Source organism: Stenotrophomonas hibiscicola ATCC 19867, from assembly GCF_000382065.1.
Taxonomy (GTDB): domain Bacteria; phylum Pseudomonadota; class Gammaproteobacteria; order Xanthomonadales; family Xanthomonadaceae; genus Stenotrophomonas; species Stenotrophomonas hibiscicola.
Genome location: NZ_KB907502.1, coordinates 273529 through 288664, shown reverse-complemented (window position 1 = coordinate 288664; position 15136 = coordinate 273529). Strand labels below are relative to the sequence as shown.

15 protein-coding genes are annotated in these 15136 nt (G+C 67.8%); 3 read left to right on the top strand and 12 right to left on the bottom strand.

The features are described 5' to 3' along the window. Positions 1 to 24: 24 nt before the first annotated feature. Together G370_RS0115430 and thrA are read right to left on the bottom strand one after the other, a co-directional pair. Entirely contained in the window at positions 25 to 939 is a 915-nt protein-coding gene (locus tag G370_RS0115430; RefSeq protein WP_019661408.1) for a homoserine kinase, read from the bottom strand. Further along, a complete protein-coding gene (gene thrA / locus G370_RS0115425; protein ID WP_019661407.1) occupies positions 936 to 3440 on the bottom strand; it encodes a bifunctional aspartate kinase/homoserine dehydrogenase I in 2505 nt (834 codons plus the stop codon). Before thrA ends, G370_RS0115430 begins: the two co-directional genes overlap by 4 nt. A gap of 27 nt (positions 3441 to 3467) precedes the next feature. Here thrA and G370_RS1000000121775 point away from each other — a divergent pair, with 27 nt between their 5' ends. Beyond that, positions 3468 to 3737, top strand: coding sequence for a hypothetical protein (locus G370_RS1000000121775; protein WP_195670307.1), 270 nt, complete (start codon positions 3468 to 3470; stop codon positions 3735 to 3737). 60 nt (positions 3738 to 3797) lie between these two features. On the opposite strand, the gene G370_RS0115415 is transcribed toward G370_RS1000000121775, so the two are convergent. Together G370_RS0115415 and G370_RS0115410 are read right to left on the bottom strand one after the other, a co-directional pair. Further along, on the bottom strand, positions 3798 to 4748 hold the full coding sequence (locus G370_RS0115415; protein ID WP_019661406.1) for a DMT family transporter: 951 nt from the start codon (positions 4746 to 4748) through the stop codon (positions 3798 to 3800). A gap of 168 nt (positions 4749 to 4916) precedes the next feature. After that, positions 4917 to 5612 (bottom strand): helix-turn-helix transcriptional regulator, encoded by a 696-nt coding sequence (locus G370_RS0115410; RefSeq protein ID WP_019661405.1) that lies wholly within the window; start codon positions 5610 to 5612, stop codon positions 4917 to 4919. Between the two features lie 81 nt (positions 5613 to 5693). Between G370_RS0115410 and G370_RS0115405 the strand changes: the two genes are divergently transcribed. Beyond that, positions 5694 to 6473, top strand: coding sequence for a DUF6491 family protein (locus G370_RS0115405; protein WP_019661404.1), 780 nt, complete (start codon positions 5694 to 5696; stop codon positions 6471 to 6473). Here G370_RS0115405 and G370_RS0115400 read toward each other — a convergent pair. The 3 genes from G370_RS0115400 to G370_RS0115390 all read right to left on the bottom strand — a co-directional run bounded on the left by G370_RS0115400 (position 6470) and on the right by G370_RS0115390 (position 8435). Beyond that, entirely contained in the window at positions 6470 to 7522 is a 1053-nt protein-coding gene (locus G370_RS0115400; RefSeq protein WP_019661403.1) for a linear amide C-N hydrolase, read from the bottom strand. The two genes, G370_RS0115405 and G370_RS0115400, sit on opposite strands and share 4 nt — an antisense overlap. Positions 7523 to 7587: 65 nt before the next feature. Next, positions 7588 to 8001, bottom strand: coding sequence for a DUF6691 family protein (locus G370_RS0115395; protein ID WP_019661402.1), 414 nt, complete (start codon positions 7999 to 8001; stop codon positions 7588 to 7590). Beyond that, positions 7998 to 8435, bottom strand: coding sequence for a YeeE/YedE family protein (locus G370_RS0115390; protein ID WP_019661401.1), 438 nt, complete (start codon positions 8433 to 8435; stop codon positions 7998 to 8000). The genes G370_RS0115395 and G370_RS0115390 overlap by 4 nt, the downstream gene beginning before the upstream one ends. A gap of 85 nt (positions 8436 to 8520) precedes the next feature. Between G370_RS0115390 and G370_RS0115385 the strand changes: the two genes are divergently transcribed. Beyond that, positions 8521 to 8835 carry an ArsR/SmtB family transcription factor gene (locus G370_RS0115385; protein WP_019661400.1) on the top strand — a complete coding sequence of 105 codons (315 nt, stop codon included), beginning with the start codon at positions 8521 to 8523 and terminating at the stop codon, positions 8833 to 8835. A gap of 9 nt (positions 8836 to 8844) precedes the next feature. On the opposite strand, the gene G370_RS0115380 is transcribed toward G370_RS0115385, so the two are convergent. The 5 genes from G370_RS0115380 to G370_RS0115360 all read right to left on the bottom strand — a co-directional run bounded on the left by G370_RS0115380 (position 8845) and on the right by G370_RS0115360 (position 14990). Continuing rightward, positions 8845 to 9273 carry a BLUF domain-containing protein gene (locus G370_RS0115380; RefSeq protein ID WP_019661399.1) on the bottom strand — a complete coding sequence of 143 codons (429 nt, stop codon included), beginning with the start codon at positions 9271 to 9273 and terminating at the stop codon, positions 8845 to 8847. Positions 9274 to 9356: 83 nt separating this feature from the next. Then, entirely contained in the window at positions 9357 to 10490 is a 1134-nt protein-coding gene (locus G370_RS0115375; protein ID WP_019661398.1) for a hybrid sensor histidine kinase/response regulator, read from the bottom strand. Beyond that, the gene (locus tag G370_RS0115370; RefSeq protein ID WP_019661397.1) at positions 10487 to 11062 is read right to left on the bottom strand and encodes a chemotaxis protein CheB; all 576 of its coding nucleotides are present in this window, start codon (positions 11060 to 11062) and stop codon (positions 10487 to 10489) included. The genes G370_RS0115375 and G370_RS0115370 overlap by 4 nt, the downstream gene beginning before the upstream one ends. After that, positions 11062 to 11886, bottom strand: a complete 825-nt coding sequence (locus G370_RS0115365; protein WP_019661396.1) for a CheR family methyltransferase — start codon at positions 11884 to 11886, stop codon at positions 11062 to 11064. Before G370_RS0115365 ends, G370_RS0115370 begins: the two co-directional genes overlap by 1 nt. Next, positions 11883 to 14990, bottom strand: a complete 3108-nt coding sequence (locus G370_RS0115360; protein WP_019661395.1) for a response regulator — start codon at positions 14988 to 14990, stop codon at positions 11883 to 11885. The genes G370_RS0115365 and G370_RS0115360 overlap by 4 nt, the downstream gene beginning before the upstream one ends. Positions 14991 to 15136 lie beyond the last annotated feature (146 nt).

The window sequence follows — 15136 nt, the reverse complement described above, 5'->3', positions numbered from 1 at the left end:
CGGTATCCAGTAAAGGGGAAGGATTCAGCACAAGCGGGCTCCCGGTGCATCCAGCGGCGACACCCAGGCATCGCTGTCGAAACCGGCGGCGGCAAATGCGGCCTGCACCGGTGCGGCAGCGGCGCGGGCCTGGTCGGCGTCCTCGAACCAGGCGAACACGCTGGGTCCGGCACCGGAGATGCCCGCACCCATTGCATGCGCAGACAGCGCCGCATCGCGTGCGGCCTCGAAGCCCGCAATCAGGCCGGCGCGGCGAGGCTCCACCAGCACATCACGCAGGCCTGCGCGGACCAGCGCGGCGTCGCTGCGATGGCAGCCACTGAGTACCAGCGCAAGGTTCGCACTCTGTGCCACGAATTCACCCAGCGCATAGCTGCCCTGCAGCGCCTGGCGTGCGCGGCGTGTTTCCAGGACCGCGTGCGGATGCACCAGCAGGCTGTGCCAGGTAGCCGGTACCGGAATCGGCAGCAGGCGGTCGGCCGTGCACAGTGCAAGCCCGCCCAGCAGCAATGGCCCCACGTTGTCACCGTGACGGCCACCACTGGCCACCGCCTCGCCATCCAGCGCAAATGGATACAGCGCCTCGCGCGTCAGCGGCGCATCCAGCAGTGCATTGGCGGCGACCAGCGCCGCGACACTCGACGCGGCCGAACCGCCCATGCCGGAACCGAACGGGATGCCCTTGTCGATCTCGACTGCGAAACCGAAATCCAGGCCCAGGCCTTCGCGCAGCGACATCAGCGCAGCCCCGGCGGTGTTGCCGGCTGCGTCCAGTGGCAGCGCGACAGCACTGCCACGGATCGCATCGATGCGCACCGCAGGCTCGTCGATGCGGCGCACGCTCACGGTATCGCCGATACCGGCAATGGCATGGCCGAGAATGTCGAAGCCCACTGCCACGTTGGCCACCGAGGCAGGCGCGAACGCACGTGCGATCACAGCCGCGCTCCTTCACCGGCGGCGACCCGCAGCAGGTCCGCGAACACACCCGCTGCCGTCACCTCCGGACCCGCACCCGGCCCCTGCACCACCAACGGGTTGTCGCAGTAGCGACGGGTACGGAACTGCACCACGTTGTCGGTCAACCGAAGGTTGGCGAAGGCGTGGTCGGCGGGCAGTTCCTGCAGGCCCACCGAGGCACCGTCAGCGCCCAGCTGTGCCACGTAGCGCAGCACCGCGCCACGCGCCCGCGCGTCCTGCAACCGCTGCAACAGGCTGGCATCGGACTCGCCCAGCCGCGCCATGAAGTCATCCACGCTGCCGTCGCGCAGCAGCGCCGGCACCAGGCTTTCCACCTGTACCTGTTCCAGGCTGAGCGCGTGGCCGGCCTCGCGGGCGAGGATCACCAGCTTGCGCGCCACGTCCACGCCCGAAAGATCGTCACGCGGGTCCGGCTCGGTGTAGCCCATCGACCGCGCCTGCGCGACCAGCTGCGAGAACGGCTGGCTGCCATCGAAGCGGTTGAACAGCCAGGCCAGCGTGCCGGAGAAGATGCCTTCGATCGCCAGCACCTCGTCGCCCGTATCGACCAGATCACGCAGCGTGGTGATCACCGGCAGGCCCGCGCCCACCGTGGCTTCGTAGCGGAAGCGCGCACCACTGGCCGCCGCAGCAGCGCGGATGCGCTGGTAGCGCGGCAGTGGGCCAGCACCGGCTTGCTTGTTCGGGGTCACCACGTGGATGCCGGCTGCCAGCCAGCCCTCGTAGCGCTCGGCCACCTCGGCGCTGCCACTGCAGTCGATCACCACCGCATGCGGCAGGTGCGCGGCCAGCAGGTGTTCGGTGAAGCGATCCAGTTCGCTGGGCTCGCCCGCGTCCTGCAATGCCTCCCGCCAATCGGCGTGCAGGCCATCCACTTCCAGCCGCATGCGCGAACGCGAGGCCAGCGCGCGCAGGCGAAGATCCACATTGGCCTTGGCCAGCAGCTGCGGGCGGGCCGCCAGCAGCTGGTCCAGCAGTGCCGCGCCGACGTTGCCCGGCCCGATCACACCGACCGCGAACGTCTGCGGCGACAGCCAGAAGCCCGCATGTGCGGCCCGCAATGCGCGGGTGGCATCGGCACTGTCCACCGCCACAGAAATATTGCGCTCCGACGAGCCCTGCGCGATCGCCAGGATGTTCACCTGCGCGCGTCCCAGCGCCTCGAACAGGCGCGCCGCCACACCGGGCTGGCCGGCCATGCCGTCGCCCACTGCCGCCAGCACGCTGACGCCCTCGCTGACCTGCACGCGCTGCACCTGCCCTACCGACAGTTCATGCGCGAACGCATGCAGCAGTGCCTCACGGCCACGCGCCGCTTCGGCGGCGCGAACCACGCAGCAGATCGAATGCTCTGATGAACCCTGCGAGATCATCACCACCGACACCTGCGCCTGGCGCAGCGCCGCGAACACGCGCTCGGCCGTACCGGGTACACCGATCAGGCCGGTGCCTTCCAGGTTCAGCAGGGCCAGCCCGGGGCTCAGGGTCAGTCCCTTCACTGGCCCGCGCGGCGAGCGCTCGGCACTGATGCGCGTACCCGGATGTGCCGGCTGGAACGTGTTGCGGATGAAGATCGGCAGGCCCAGGCGGATCGCCGGCGACATCGTCTGCGGATGCACCACCTTGGCACCGAAGTAGGCCAGTTCGCAGGCTTCGTCGTAGCTCAGCGATTCCAGCTGCACGGCTTCAGGCACCAGCCGCGGGTCGGCCGACAGCACGCCGTCGACGTCGGTCCAGATGTGCAGTTCATCGGCGTTGAACAACGCGGCGAAGATCGCGCCGGAATAGTCGCTGCCGTTGCGGCCTAGCGTGGTGATGCGGTCATGGCGGTCACGGGCAACGAAACCGGTGGCGACCAGGCGCATCTGCGGATGCCGCAGGCGCCACTTGGCCAGGCGGTCCGCGCTGGACTCCCAGTCGACATCCACACCCAGTTCGCCATGCCCGACCACCAGCACGTCACGTGCATCGAGTACCGCACAGTCTTCGCCCAGGGCACGCAGGTGGCTGCCGAGCAGCTGTGCGGAAAACACTTCGCCCAGGCCCTGCACACGGTCGAGCACTTCGCGCGGCAGCTCGCCGATCACCGCCAGCGCCGCCAGCACTTCGGCCAGCTGATCGAAGCGGGCGTCGATCCATTCGACCGTCTCGCCGACCTGCTCGCCCAGCAGCGCCACGGCGGCGCCGCGATGGCGCGCGCGCAGGGCATGCCACGCCTCGCGCCAACCTTCGTCGCCCTTGGCCGCCAGCTGCGCCAGATCAATCAGCGCGTCAGTGACGCCCTTCATCGCCGAGACGACAGTGACCTGCAGCGGTTCGGGGCGGGCCAGCAGCAGGCCGGCAACATGGCGATAGCGTTCGGCATCGGCCACCGAGGTGCCGCCGAACTTGTGCACGACAGTGGACGGCGCAGCCAGATCGGCCGGGGAAACGGGATGGGCGGGGGCGTGGGAAGACATGCAGACCTCGGCAGGAGGCCCCGTCGCATGCAGGTGTCGAGTTTCCCCGCCACCTGGATGGTGCGGGGCCGTGGTTTTCGGGAGTTACACGAAGACGACGGGCCGCACCAGGGCAGTGGTGACGGTGGTGGTGGTAATGGTGGTGGTGGCGACCGGCGCAGTCGAACGGCCCGCAGTGGCGGGGGCGATCAGGCTGGCGTGGGCGGCATCAAGGACCATGGCGCACAGAAAACACTGCGCATGGGCCTGCTGTCAAGTGTTGCACCGCAAAAGACCACTCCCGCGATCATCGGCTAACGTGCGTACATTTGGTTGCAACTGAGACCAAGCGCGCATCAGCACGCTTGTCGACCGGATTCAGCCGGCATGTTCGGCGATCGCCCGCGGCGTGCGATGGGCATGCGCGCACAGCATCACGCCGGCCATCAGCATCACGATCGCCAGTGCTTCCAGCAGCGTCGGCCAGCGCTGTTGCCAGGCGAAGGCATACAGCAGTGCGAACAGCGTCTCGAACACGATCATCTGGCCAGTCAGGGTCAGCGGCAGCAGGCGGCTGGCGCGGTTCCAGAATGCGTTGCCGAGGATCGAGGCCACCACTGCCACACCGGCGCTGATCGCCCAGAACCCACTCCACTGCGCCGCCGAATGGCTGCCGGTGTGACCGATGAAGGCCATCGGCACCAGCAGCAGGGCCAGGCCGCCGGTAGTGACGCCGGTCAGCAGCGACCAGTCATGGCTGGACAGGTCCGGCCTGCGCGCCAGCCAGCGGCTGTTGCCGATCGAGTACAGCGCCCACGAGAACAGCGCGCCGAACGCGCACAGCAGGCCGATCAGGCGCTGCCGCCACGGGGTGGCCAGATGCTCGGACATCAGCGCTTCCCAGCCAACCAGTCCCACGCCGAGCACGCACAGGCCCAGCGCCGGCAGCAGCTGCCTCAGCGGCACCGCCCCCTGCTCGCGCACGCCAACGAGGGTGACCACCACCGGGATCAGGCCAACAATCAAGGAGGCTGCAGCGCCACCAGCCCACTGCACCGCCACGGCCAGCAGCAGGAAATAGACCAGGTTGCCTGCCAGGCTCAGCCACAGCAGGCCGATCCATTCGGCGCGGCCCAGCCGCGGCGCCAGCCGCTTCCATCGCGGCAGCAGCAGGGCTACGGCGATCAGGCCGTAGACCAGATAGCGACCGGCCGACAGTTGCAGGGCGTTGAACGACTGCAGCACGGCGGGCGCGAGGAAAACCACGCCCCACAGTGCGCCAGCGGCAACGCCATTGGCGATGCCCAGGGCCATAGGGTTGTTGCGCATTCGGGTTCTTCGGGGGAGAGAGACCAGGCCGCGCAGTGTAAGCGCTGGCCGGTAGGGGCTCTTGACCCAGGCTATTGCCTTGTCATCTCTGTAGAGCCGAGCCAATGCTCGGCTGCGATTGGCCGCTGTGCAGATAAGGGCAGCCGAGCGTGGGCTCGGCTCTATAGATCAGCCGGCGCTCCTGCGCCACGCAGCCGGGGTCTGGCCACACTCGCGGCGCAGCGCACGGGTCAGTGCGCTCTGCTCGGAATAGCCTGCGGCCAGCGCGATATCGCTGATCGGCGCCGTACTGGTGCGAAGCTGGTGCTTGGCCCAGCGCAGCCGGCACGCGCTGAGCCAGGCCTGCGGGCTCAGCCCGAACTCGCGCTGGAACAATGCGTGCAACCGGCTCTCGCTGACACCGACAAATCCGGCCATCCGGGCAACCGGCCAGGCCCGGCCGGGGTCGGCCTGTACCGCCGCACACAGGCCCTGCATGCGCGCGCCACTGCCCGCCGGTGCAAACACCTGCAGCAGCTGCGGCAGCAGCGCCGGCATCGGCTGCCCTGTCTGCACGTCGGCCAGGCACCGGCGCAACGCCAGTGGCAGATGCAGCCAGCGCTGCCGGCACAGATGCTCCTGCGTGCCGTCATCAAGCACGCCTGGAGGACAATCAACGATCACGAAACCATTGGGGCCGTCCGCCATCTGGTCATGCGCTTCGCCGGCAGCAACAAATACCCCCTGCAGCAGGTCCAGCCGACCGCCGCGCCCTTCCATCTCGAACTGCAGCTCGCCCTGCAGCGGCAGAACCCACTGCGCGTAGTCATGGCGGTCCAGGCCGGTGGCCTGCCCGTAGTGCCGCAGATGGAAGATGGCGCCCATCCGGGCAGTGTGCGCGTGTAACAACGGCCGTGCAAACCGCTGCTATAGTCGGTCCGTCATCCAACGCAGGGAGTGCAGGTCATGACCCATCAGCAGCTGTCCCTGGTGCTTGCCACCAGCCTCGGCCTGGCGCTCACCGCCTCGGCCTCCGCGCAGGAACGTACCCCACCGGCGCCGCACTGCATGGACGCGGTCGGCGTCCAGGAAGTGGAGCAGGCGTCACCGCGTTCAATCGCCCTGCGAGCCGCCTCGGGCCAGGCTTATCGGATCGACTTCAGCGAGGAGTGCCCCGGCGTCCGCGGTGCCACCACGCTGAAACTTGAGGCGCCCGCTGGCTGGGCCTGCGGTCGCCCCAGCGAGCGTGTGGTGGTCGATGGCCGCGCCTGCGCGATCAGCGCGGTGACCCCCGTGCAGGATCGCGACTACGCCAACGTGGCCCGCGACAGCGACCGCCTGCGCATGGCCACCCTGCCCGCCCTGACCATCCGCGAGCGCAGGGACATCCGCCGCAGTTTCGGTGGTTCGCCGTCGTACTGCTTTGCCACGCGCAACGTGCGCGCGTGGTCGTCCGACCCGCAGGGCATGCTGGTGGAGACCAATCCGCATCGCAATGGTGGTCACCGCTACTATCGCGTGGAGCTTGGCAGCCACTGCCGCCAGCTCGACCGTGCGCCACAGCTGAGCTTCCACTCCGGCATGCAGAACGGCCTGATCTGTGGCAATCCGGGCGATCGCATCCTTACCGCCGGATTCGAGAAGGGTGACCTGCGCAACGATGCACTGGCGCCGCTGCCGCAGTACACCCACGGCGGCTGCACGATCCAGGCGGTCTATCCGGCTTCCAGCCAGGCGTCGAACTAACCGTCGACGCCGAGGAAGGTGAACGGTGCGCTGGGTACGAACTGGCCCAGCGCATCGCCGGCAAAGGTGTTGCGCTGGTCCTTGCCGAGGTCCAGCTTGAGGACCTGGCCGCCGAAGTCGACCTTGTTCAGATCAACCCAGAAGGTGTTCGGGGTCAACGCCGACTCGAAGAAGTACAACCGCCGCTTGTGGTCGGCTACGGTGCGCCAGCGCGTGGAAGAAATGTTCGGCTCGCCTGGCGTGGTGATGCCATACGGCACCGATGCATTGCGGATCACGCTGAACACGCTGGCCAACGCCATCACCGGGTCTTCGACCTTGGGAATGGCATTGATGTAGAACGAGGCGCGGGCGAAGCGGTCGGCGGAACGGTTGGTGCCGGGCAGCATCACCGTGCCACCGATCTGCTGCCAATAGCTGTTCAGCGCCAGCTGGTGCTCGAAGATCGGCGAGTTGGTCATCACCTGGTAGCGCCGGTCATGATGGATCACCTGGCGACCGCCGATGTATTCGACGATCGCGCTGTCGCCGCTGGCATCGGACAGCGACAGGTGCAGCGTCGCCTGGCGGTCTTCGCCGGGCACCTTGTCGGTGACGATCGAGTACGGCTCGCGCTTCAACGCGGTGACCGCCTCTTCGACGGTAGCGAAGTTGTCCAGCACATACTGCGCCCACAGCGAAATCGCCAGGCCCGGCTTGTTGCCACGCTTCTGCGGATACTCCGATTCGACCAGCCACAGCAGGTTGGCCACCAGGCCCTTTTCGTTCATGCCGTCGGTGGTCGACACGTCGTAGCCGGTGGCCACCACGCTGCCGTAGCGCGCGGTCCACGCCAGCGACTTCGGGCCGGCCTGGCCGGTGCGCGCAATGCCGCGCGGCAGTATGTAGAGGTTGGTCGCCACATCGACCTTCCAGTCCATCGAGCGCGCGGTGATCACATCGCCGTTGTCACCCAGGTACACCGCACGCGTGCAGGCCAGTGCCGGCGTGGTCGCGGACGCCAACGCCACGGCCAGCATTACCTTTCCTTTCCAGTTCATCCGTGCCATGCACTACGCTCCTTTCCCCGTGATGCATGATCTGATCCGATCCAGGGTGACACCGGAGTGAAGCCTCAGCGCACGAACCGATCGTGCGCCCAGAAGCCCAGGACCATGGCAGGCACGAACCACAGCGCCTCGCGCGATGCCGCCGCCAGCCCCGCGATGGCCGGGCCCGGGCAGTAGCCGGCCCATCCCCAGCCGATACCGAACAGTGCGGCACCCAGCAGTAGACGCGTATCGACATCGCGCGCGGTGGGCAACTGGAAGCGCATCGCGAACCACGGCCGCGCGCGCCGCAGCGCCCAGCGCTGGCCGGCCGCACTGACCAGCAGCGCCGACCCCAGCACCCATAGCAGGGTGGGATCGAAATCCCCGGTGACATCAAGGAAGCCGAGCACGCGACGCGCATCGGTCATGCCGGAAAGGGCCAGGCCTGCGCCGAACAGCGCACCCGCTACAGCGGCAGCAGCCCTCGGACGACTCATGCCAGGGCTCCACCGTGCCGGGCCAGGAAGGTCGTCAGCATCGCGAACGCCATGAATAACAGCACCGCCAGCGACGATCGCTTCGAACCGCGCGCCAGGCCACACACGCCGTGGCCACTGGTACAGCCGCTGCCCAAGCGGGTGCCGAAGCCGACCAGCAGGCCGGCGCCGACCAACTGCCAGGCCGGCAATGCATCACGCAGCAGTGCGCGTGGCGATGCCGCGGGCACCGACTGCCACCACAGCACCAGCCCCGCCGATGCCAGCAGGCCGGCCAGGAATGCCCAGCGCCAGCCACGCTCGCCTTCGGCTGCCCGCAGGCTGCCCGCGGCGATGCCGCTGATGCCCGCCACGCGCCCGATGCTGGCCAGCAACAGCACCGCAGCGGCACCGATCAAGGCGCCGCCGGTGACCGCACCCCAGGGCAGGTTCATGCCCCACCCTCTTCGCCACCGCACATGGAATTGCTCCTTAATTTAGACTAATCTAAATTAGATCATCCTAAACAAAGGAGTCAACATGGTCCGGTCCCTGCCCGACGGCGCAGCCATGGCCGAACACGCTTCAGAGGCAGCCACGCTGCTCAAAGGCCTGGCCCACCCCGCCCGGCTGCGGGTGTTGTGCCGCCTGGTCGAAGGCGAGGCGGCAGTAGCGGAGCTGCAGGCGCTTACCGGGCTGAGCGCGTCGGCGCTGTCCCAGCACCTGGCGGTACTGCGCGCGATGAAGATCGTGGCAACCCGGCGCGAGGCACAGGCGATCCACTATCGGGTGGTCGAAGGGCCTGCGCTGGGTGTGCTGCAGGCCCTGCACGCTGCCTACTGCGGCCGGGCGTGAGGTTGAATGTCAGCCGGCATGCAGCGCCGGCTGCACCACCGTGTCCAGCAGGTCGACCGGTGTCGGCGCCGCGCGATCCCCCTCCAGCGCCCGGCTGAAACCGGCCCAGTCGCTGGATGACAACTGGCGCAGCAGCGCTGCCTCCACCGGCAACGCCCGCATCGACCAGTAGGGAAACTGGCGCTGGCCGAGGCGGCCTCGCGCCAGCTCGATGATGTCGATGTGACTGCCGGCCTGGAGAATGCGCTCATACACCGAGTCGATGCCATCCGGCGGCCCCTCGATGTACTGCAGGAAACGATTGCCATCGTGCAGCAGCACTCCGGTCACCCCCGCCATCTTGTTGAAACGCGCAGCGTCTTCGACCAGCGCCTGCAGGCGTTGGCTGGAGAGCTCCGGCAGCGCCCGGCTGATGTAGGCGATGGCGCGCAATGGCATGGTGCTTCCTTGGCTGGGTGTGAACGCACGGTAGCAGTTGCGGACGAGCCCGTCTCAATACGCCCGCCCGTTCCCTGAAGAATTCAGGTTGCGATGGCGCCCGCCCCGTCCCACCGCCGCGGCAGCACGGCCTCGAACACGACCTGGCCTGCCTCGTTGCGCGCCGCGATCCGGCCGCCGTGCGCGCGCACGAACTGATCCACGATGTACAGGCCCAGCCCCAGTCCCTTGCTCTGGTGGAAACTGGCCTTGAACGGCTCGAACAAGCGCGGCAACAGCGCGTCATCGATATGGCCGGCATTGCTCACCCGCAGCACCACCGCGCGGGCATCGTTGCCATCCAGCTGCACGTGTGCCTCGCTGCCATGCGTCAACGCATTGCCCACCAGGTTTGCTGCGATCTGGCCCAGGCGGTCCATGTCGCCTTGCAGGCGCGTGTCGCCGACGGCGTCGAAACGAATGCGCTCCTGACCGTGGGCACTGCCCGCTTCGGCGATCACCGCACGGGTGACCTCACGCAGGTCGCAGGCGGTAGCCTGCAGCCGCAGGCCACCACTGCGGATCCGCGAAAAGTCCAGCAACTGCTCGACCATCCGCGCCATGCGCAGGGTACTGGCCTCCAGATGCGCCAGTGTCTGCTGCGCGCTGCTGTTGTTCGCCGGAAGCTCCAGCGCCAGCTTGTCGGCACACAACAGGATCGCCGACAGCGGCGTGCGCAGGTCGTGGGTCAACACGGCGGCCATCGTCTCGTTGAGCTTCAGCGCCCGCTCGAGCGCCTCGTTGCGGGCCTTCAGCAGCTGGCGCTGCTGGTACAGCTCGATGAAGACGTTGACCTTGCTCAGGATGACCTGTGGTGCCACCGGCTTGTGCAGGAAATCCACCGCACCGGTTTCGTAGCCCTTGAACGCACGCAGCGGATCGTCCGGCGAGGCGGTCAGGAAGATGATCGGCACCGTGCGGCTGCGATGCGAGCCGCGCATCAGTTCGGCCAGGGTGAAGCCATCGATCTCGGGCATGTGTACATCGAGCAACGCCAGCGCCACCTCGTGCTCCAGCAGCAGCTCCAGCGCCTCCGCGCCCGAACCGGCCAGCAGCAGGTTCACGCCCTCGCGCTGCAACAGCGCCTGCATGGCCACCAGATTCTGCGGCACGTCGTCGACGATCAGCAGGTTGACCGGGGACTGCGACTGCGCAGGGTCCGGCGGCAACAGGTTCATGCAAACAGCTCCTTCAGGCGACGACACATCAGTTCAAGGGGCAGCACGGCATCGGCACCAGCGTGCTGCAGGGCGGAGGCCGGCATCATCGATGCCTCGGCCTCCTCGGGACATTGCAGCCAGGCTCGACCACCGGCGCCACGCACTGCGGCCACCCCTTCACTGCCATCGCTGCTGGCGCCGGTCAGCAGCAGGGCCAGCACCTGGTCGCCGAATACGGCCGCTGCCGATTCGAACAGCGGATCGATGGCCGGGCGCGAGAACAGCACCGGCGCGTCCACCGACAGCGCCAGCGAGCCGGCGTCTTCCACCAGCAGGTGGTAATCCGGCGGCGCGAAGGTCACCGTGCCACGCAGCAACGGCTGCTTGTCTTCGGCCTCGCGCACCGGCAGCGCGCAGTACGGTGCCAGCACTTCGGCGATGCGGCTGCTGCGATCGCGTGGCAGGTGCAGCACCGCCAGCACCGGCACCGGCAGCGTCGCGGGCAGCGCGCCGAGCACCGCCTGCAGGGCCGCGACGCCACCGGCCGAAGCCCCGATCACCAGTACGGCCGGGGGTGTCGGCGTGGCCATCAGGCCACCTTCCGGTACAGGCGATGCTCGCGCGAACAGACCTCGAACGCATCGTGGTGGCACCCGAACTGCAGCGACTCCTTGCTGCCCAGGCCCAGGAAGCCGCGGTGCACCAGCGCTTCACGGAACAGGCCCACCGCGCGGTCCTGCAGGTCGCGGTTGAAATAGATCAGCACGTTGCGGCACGACACCAGGTGTACTTCGGAGAACACCGTGTCGGTGGCCAGGCTGTGGTCGGCAAAAACCACGTTGCGGCGCAGCTGCCGATCGAACACCGCGCCATCGTAAGCCGTGGCGTAGTAATCGGACAGCGACGCGGCGCCACCGGCCGCCAGATAGTTGCGGCTGAACTGCGCCATCCGGTCGATGCCATAGGCCCCGGCTTCCGCGGTGGCCAGCGCCGCTGGATTGATGTCGGTGGCGTAGACGATGCTGCGCTCGAGCAGGCCTTCTTCGTGAAGCAGGATCGCCAGCGACCAGACTTCTTCGCCCGTGCTGCAACCGGCCACCCACAGCTTCACCGACGGATAGGTGCGCAGTACCGGCACTACCTGCTCGCGCAGCTCACGGAAATAGGCCGGGTCACGGAACATCTCCGAGACCTGCACGGTGAAGAACTGCATCGCCTGCGCGAACAGGTCCGGCTCGTGCAGCAGGCGGTGCTGCAGATCGGCCAGCCGCCCGCACTCATAGCGCTGCATGGCCTGGCGGATCCGTCGGCGCAGCGACGACACCGCGTAACTGCGGAAATCGTAGTGGTAGCGCTGGTACAACGCTTCCAGCAGCACCTTCAGCTCCAGGTCGAACAGGGCCTGCTCGTTCATTGCCGCGAGCACCAGACCCGGCACAGCGATACCAGCTTGTCGACGTCGATGGGCTTGGCGATGTAGTCGTTGGCACCGGCCTGCAGGCAGCGCTCACGGTCGTCCGGCATGGCCTTGGCGGTCAGCGCGATGATCGGCAGGTCCTGCAGGTGGCGTTGCGCGCGGATCTCGCGCATTGCGGCCAGCCCATCCTTCTCCGGCATCATGATGTCCATCAGCACCAGGTCGACCTCGCGCTCGGCCAGGCGATCCACCGCTTCCTGGCCATTGCGCGCGATCTCCAGGGTCACGCCCAGCGGTTCAAGCACACTGGACAGTGCGAAGATGTTGCGCACGTCGTCCTCGGCCAGCAGCACCGTCCGACCGTCGAGCACAGTATCGCGACGGCGCGCCTCGCGCAGCAGGCGCTGCTGGTCGGTTGGCAGGCTGGCCTCCACGCTGTGCAGGAACAGGGTGACCTCGTCCAGCAGGCGCTCGGGCGAACGTGCGCCCTTGATGATGATGCTCTTGGAATAGCGACGCAGGCGCTGCTCTTCCTCGCGGCTGAGCGCGCGACCGGTGTAGACGATCACCGGCGGGAAACCGACATCGTCGTTGCCGGCCATGTGCTCGAGCAGGTCGTAGCCACTGCCGTCGGGCAGCGACAGGTCCATCACCATGCAGTCGAACGTGACCGTGCTGAGCTGTTCCAGTGCGCCGGCCAAGGTGCCCACCGCGACGATCTGCAGCTGGTCGCGGCCCAGCAACAGTTCCAGGTTGCGGCGCAGCTCGCTGTCGTCCTCGACGATCAGCAGCCGCCGCACGTCGCGTTGGCTGGTCTGTTCCAGCTGCTCGATGGCCGTCACCAGCCGCTCGCGCGTGGTCGGCTTGATCGCAAACCCGATCGCGCCCAGCTCGCGCGCCACCTGGCTGCGATCCGTGGCCGAGACCACATGCACCGGGATATGGCGGGTATCCGGGTTGCGCTTCAGCCGCTCCAGCACGCTCAGCCCGGACACATCGGGCAGGCCGATGTCGAGCAGGATGCCATTCGGGCGCAGTTCGCTGGCCAGGGCCAGCGCCTCTTCCGCCGTGCCCGCTACCACGCAATCGAAGTCCAGTTCATGGGCCAGGGCCACCAGCGCTTCGGCAAACGTGGCATCGTCCTCCACCGCCAGGATCAGGCGACCGGCGCGCTGCCGGCGACCACGGTCGTCGGCCACGCCGGCCGTCGCAGTGACCGGCGCTGCCGCGCTCGCAACGCGCACGGGCGCGGCTGGCAGCACCGCCGGTGCCGCCGGCGGCGCTGCCAAGGGACCCTCGGCAGCGTCAGCCGCGCTCGCGGCGGGCGCACCCTGCAACGGCAGCTCCAGGATGAAGCAGCTGCCGCGTCCGGGCTCACTGTCGACCTGGATGCCACCGCCCATGCGCTCGGCCAGATCGCGCGAGATCGACAGGCCCAGCCCGGTACCGCCGTAGCGACGGCGGGTGCTGCCGTCGGCCTGGCGGAAGGCTTCAAAGATGACGTCCAGCTGCTCGCGGGCAATGCCGATGCCGGTGTCGCAGACCTCGAACCGGATGCGGCCGTTGCCGCCGGCCCGCACGTGCAGGCTGACCTTTCCATGCTCGGTGAACTTCACTGCGTTGGCCAGCAGGTTCTTCAGGATCTGCTGCAGCCGCTGGCTGTCGACCACCAGCTGGGTCGGTGCCAGCGCGTCGGCTTCGATCTGCAACGCCAGGCCCTTCTGCCGCGCCATCGGTTCGAAGGTCTCGCGCAGGCGCTGCAGCGCGCTCTCGACCACCACCACTTCATCGGACAGTTCGACGTGGCCGGCCTCGATGCGCGACAGGTCCAGGATGTCGTTGATCAGCGCCAGCAGGTCGTTGTTGGACGAGAGGATCGCACGCGCGTACTTCACCTGCTCCTCGGTGAGCGTGCCATCCTTGTTGTCGGCCAGCAGCTTGGCCAGGATCAGCGAGCTGTTCAGCGGCGTGCGCAGCTCATGCGACATGTTGGCCAGGAACTCGGACTTGTAGCGCGAGGTCGCGGCCAGCTCGTTGCTGTTGCGCACCAGCTGGCTCTGCGCCACCAGCAGCGCCTGCTTCTGCGCCTCCAGCTCGTGGGTGCGCTCTTCCAGCTGCACGTTGCTCTGTTCCAGCTCGGCCTGCTGCTCTTCCAGGTGGCTCTGCGACTGGAGCAGGCTGCGGCTCTGCTCTTCCAGTTCTTCGTTGGCCACGCGCAGCTCTTCCTGCTGGGCCTGCAGCTCTTCACCCTGGCGCTGCGACTCTTCCAGCAGCACCACCAGTTGCGCACGCAGCAGCGATGCGCGCAGCGCCATGCCGACGGTCTCCGCACAGCGCTCCAGAAGTTCGCGATCCAGATCACGCAGTTCGCCCACCTTGGCGCGACCCAGCTCGATGACCCCGACCACCGCGCCATCGCTGCTGATCGGCGCCAGGATGCGCTCGCGCACCGGCAACCGGCCGAGGCTGGTCTGCAGTTCAAGCACGGCGGCATCATCGCCGTGCAGGTGGCGGATGCGTTCATCACGAGCGACCTGCCCGGCCAGCCCTTCGTGAAGGGCCAGCGACGCTGGCGTTCCCGCAGGCAAGGCGACGCCACCGGTCAGCTGCAACCGCCCGCCTTCCAGTCGGTAGACCGCACCTACCTCCGCGCCGAGCTGCGCGGCCAGGCTTGTCGCTGCAGCCTCGGCGATCTGTTCCGGCCCCAGGTCACCGCGAAGGCTCGTCGCCACCGCGTTCTCGGCTTCCTGCAGCCAGAGCTCGCGCATTGCCTGGCGCCGGGCCTGGATCGCGCGCGAGACGATCAGTGCGATCATCAGGAAGGCACAGCCGCCAATGGTCCGGTTGACGAAGGAGAACGCCGAGTTGGAACTGGCGGGCGCGACGTTGAAGCCGATGACCAGCAGGAGGCAGGACAGCAGGGCCACCACGAACGGCGCCCGCGCGCTGCGCTGGAACACCGTGACGCCAACAGCCAGGAAGTAGGCCAGCCATACGGCATAGCCGAGCGGGACGACCAGTTCCAACGCGATGGTCGCGGCCAGCAGCACAGCGGACGTCATCCAGATCCAGCGGTCACGCGTAGTCGCACCAGGACGCATGCAGGTCGGTTCCAGAAGGCAAAGGGTGGAAGATGGTACTCCGTGTCGCATTCAGCCGCACAGGACAAATGGCACGTGTCAGGTGTGCACGCATCCTTCACACTTGACTGCCTAGCTTCACGTCCCTCACAGGGGTAACACTTATT

Bases quoted from the DNA above. Each gene is read 5' to 3' on its own strand.
- G370_RS0115360 (WP_019661395.1), bottom strand. From the start codon at position 14,990: ATGCGTCCTGGTGCGACTACGCGTGACCGCTGGATCTGGATGACGTCC.
- G370_RS0115405 (WP_019661404.1), top strand. From the start codon at position 5,694: ATGACCCATCAGCAGCTGTCCCTGGTGCTTGCCACCAGCCTCGGCCTG.
- thrA (WP_019661407.1), bottom strand. From the start codon at position 3,440: ATGTCTTCCCACGCCCCCGCCCATCCCGTTTCCCCGGCCGATCTGGCT.
- G370_RS0115380 (WP_019661399.1), bottom strand. From the start codon at position 9,273: ATGCCATTGCGCGCCATCGCCTACATCAGCCGGGCGCTGCCGGAGCTC.
- G370_RS0115410 (WP_019661405.1), bottom strand. From the start codon at position 5,612: ATGGGCGCCATCTTCCATCTGCGGCACTACGGGCAGGCCACCGGCCTG.
- G370_RS0115390 (WP_019661401.1), bottom strand. From the start codon at position 8,435: ATGAACCTGCCCTGGGGTGCGGTCACCGGCGGCGCCTTGATCGGTGCC.
- G370_RS0115365 (WP_019661396.1), bottom strand. From the start codon at position 11,886: ATGAACGAGCAGGCCCTGTTCGACCTGGAGCTGAAGGTGCTGCTGGAA.
- G370_RS0115400 (WP_019661403.1), bottom strand. From the start codon at position 7,522: ATGGCACGGATGAACTGGAAAGGAAAGGTAATGCTGGCCGTGGCGTTG.
- G370_RS0115415 (WP_019661406.1), bottom strand. From the start codon at position 4,748: ATGCGCAACAACCCTATGGCCCTGGGCATCGCCAATGGCGTTGCCGCT.
- G370_RS0115370 (WP_019661397.1), bottom strand. From the start codon at position 11,062: ATGGCCACGCCGACACCCCCGGCCGTACTGGTGATCGGGGCTTCGGCC.
- G370_RS0115385 (WP_019661400.1), top strand. From the start codon at position 8,521: ATGGTCCGGTCCCTGCCCGACGGCGCAGCCATGGCCGAACACGCTTCA.
- G370_RS0115395 (WP_019661402.1), bottom strand. From the start codon at position 8,001: ATGAGTCGTCCGAGGGCTGCTGCCGCTGTAGCGGGTGCGCTGTTCGGC.
- G370_RS0115375 (WP_019661398.1), bottom strand. From the start codon at position 10,490: ATGAACCTGTTGCCGCCGGACCCTGCGCAGTCGCAGTCCCCGGTCAAC.
- G370_RS1000000121775 (WP_195670307.1), top strand. From the start codon at position 3,468: ATGCAGGTGTCGAGTTTCCCCGCCACCTGGATGGTGCGGGGCCGTGGT.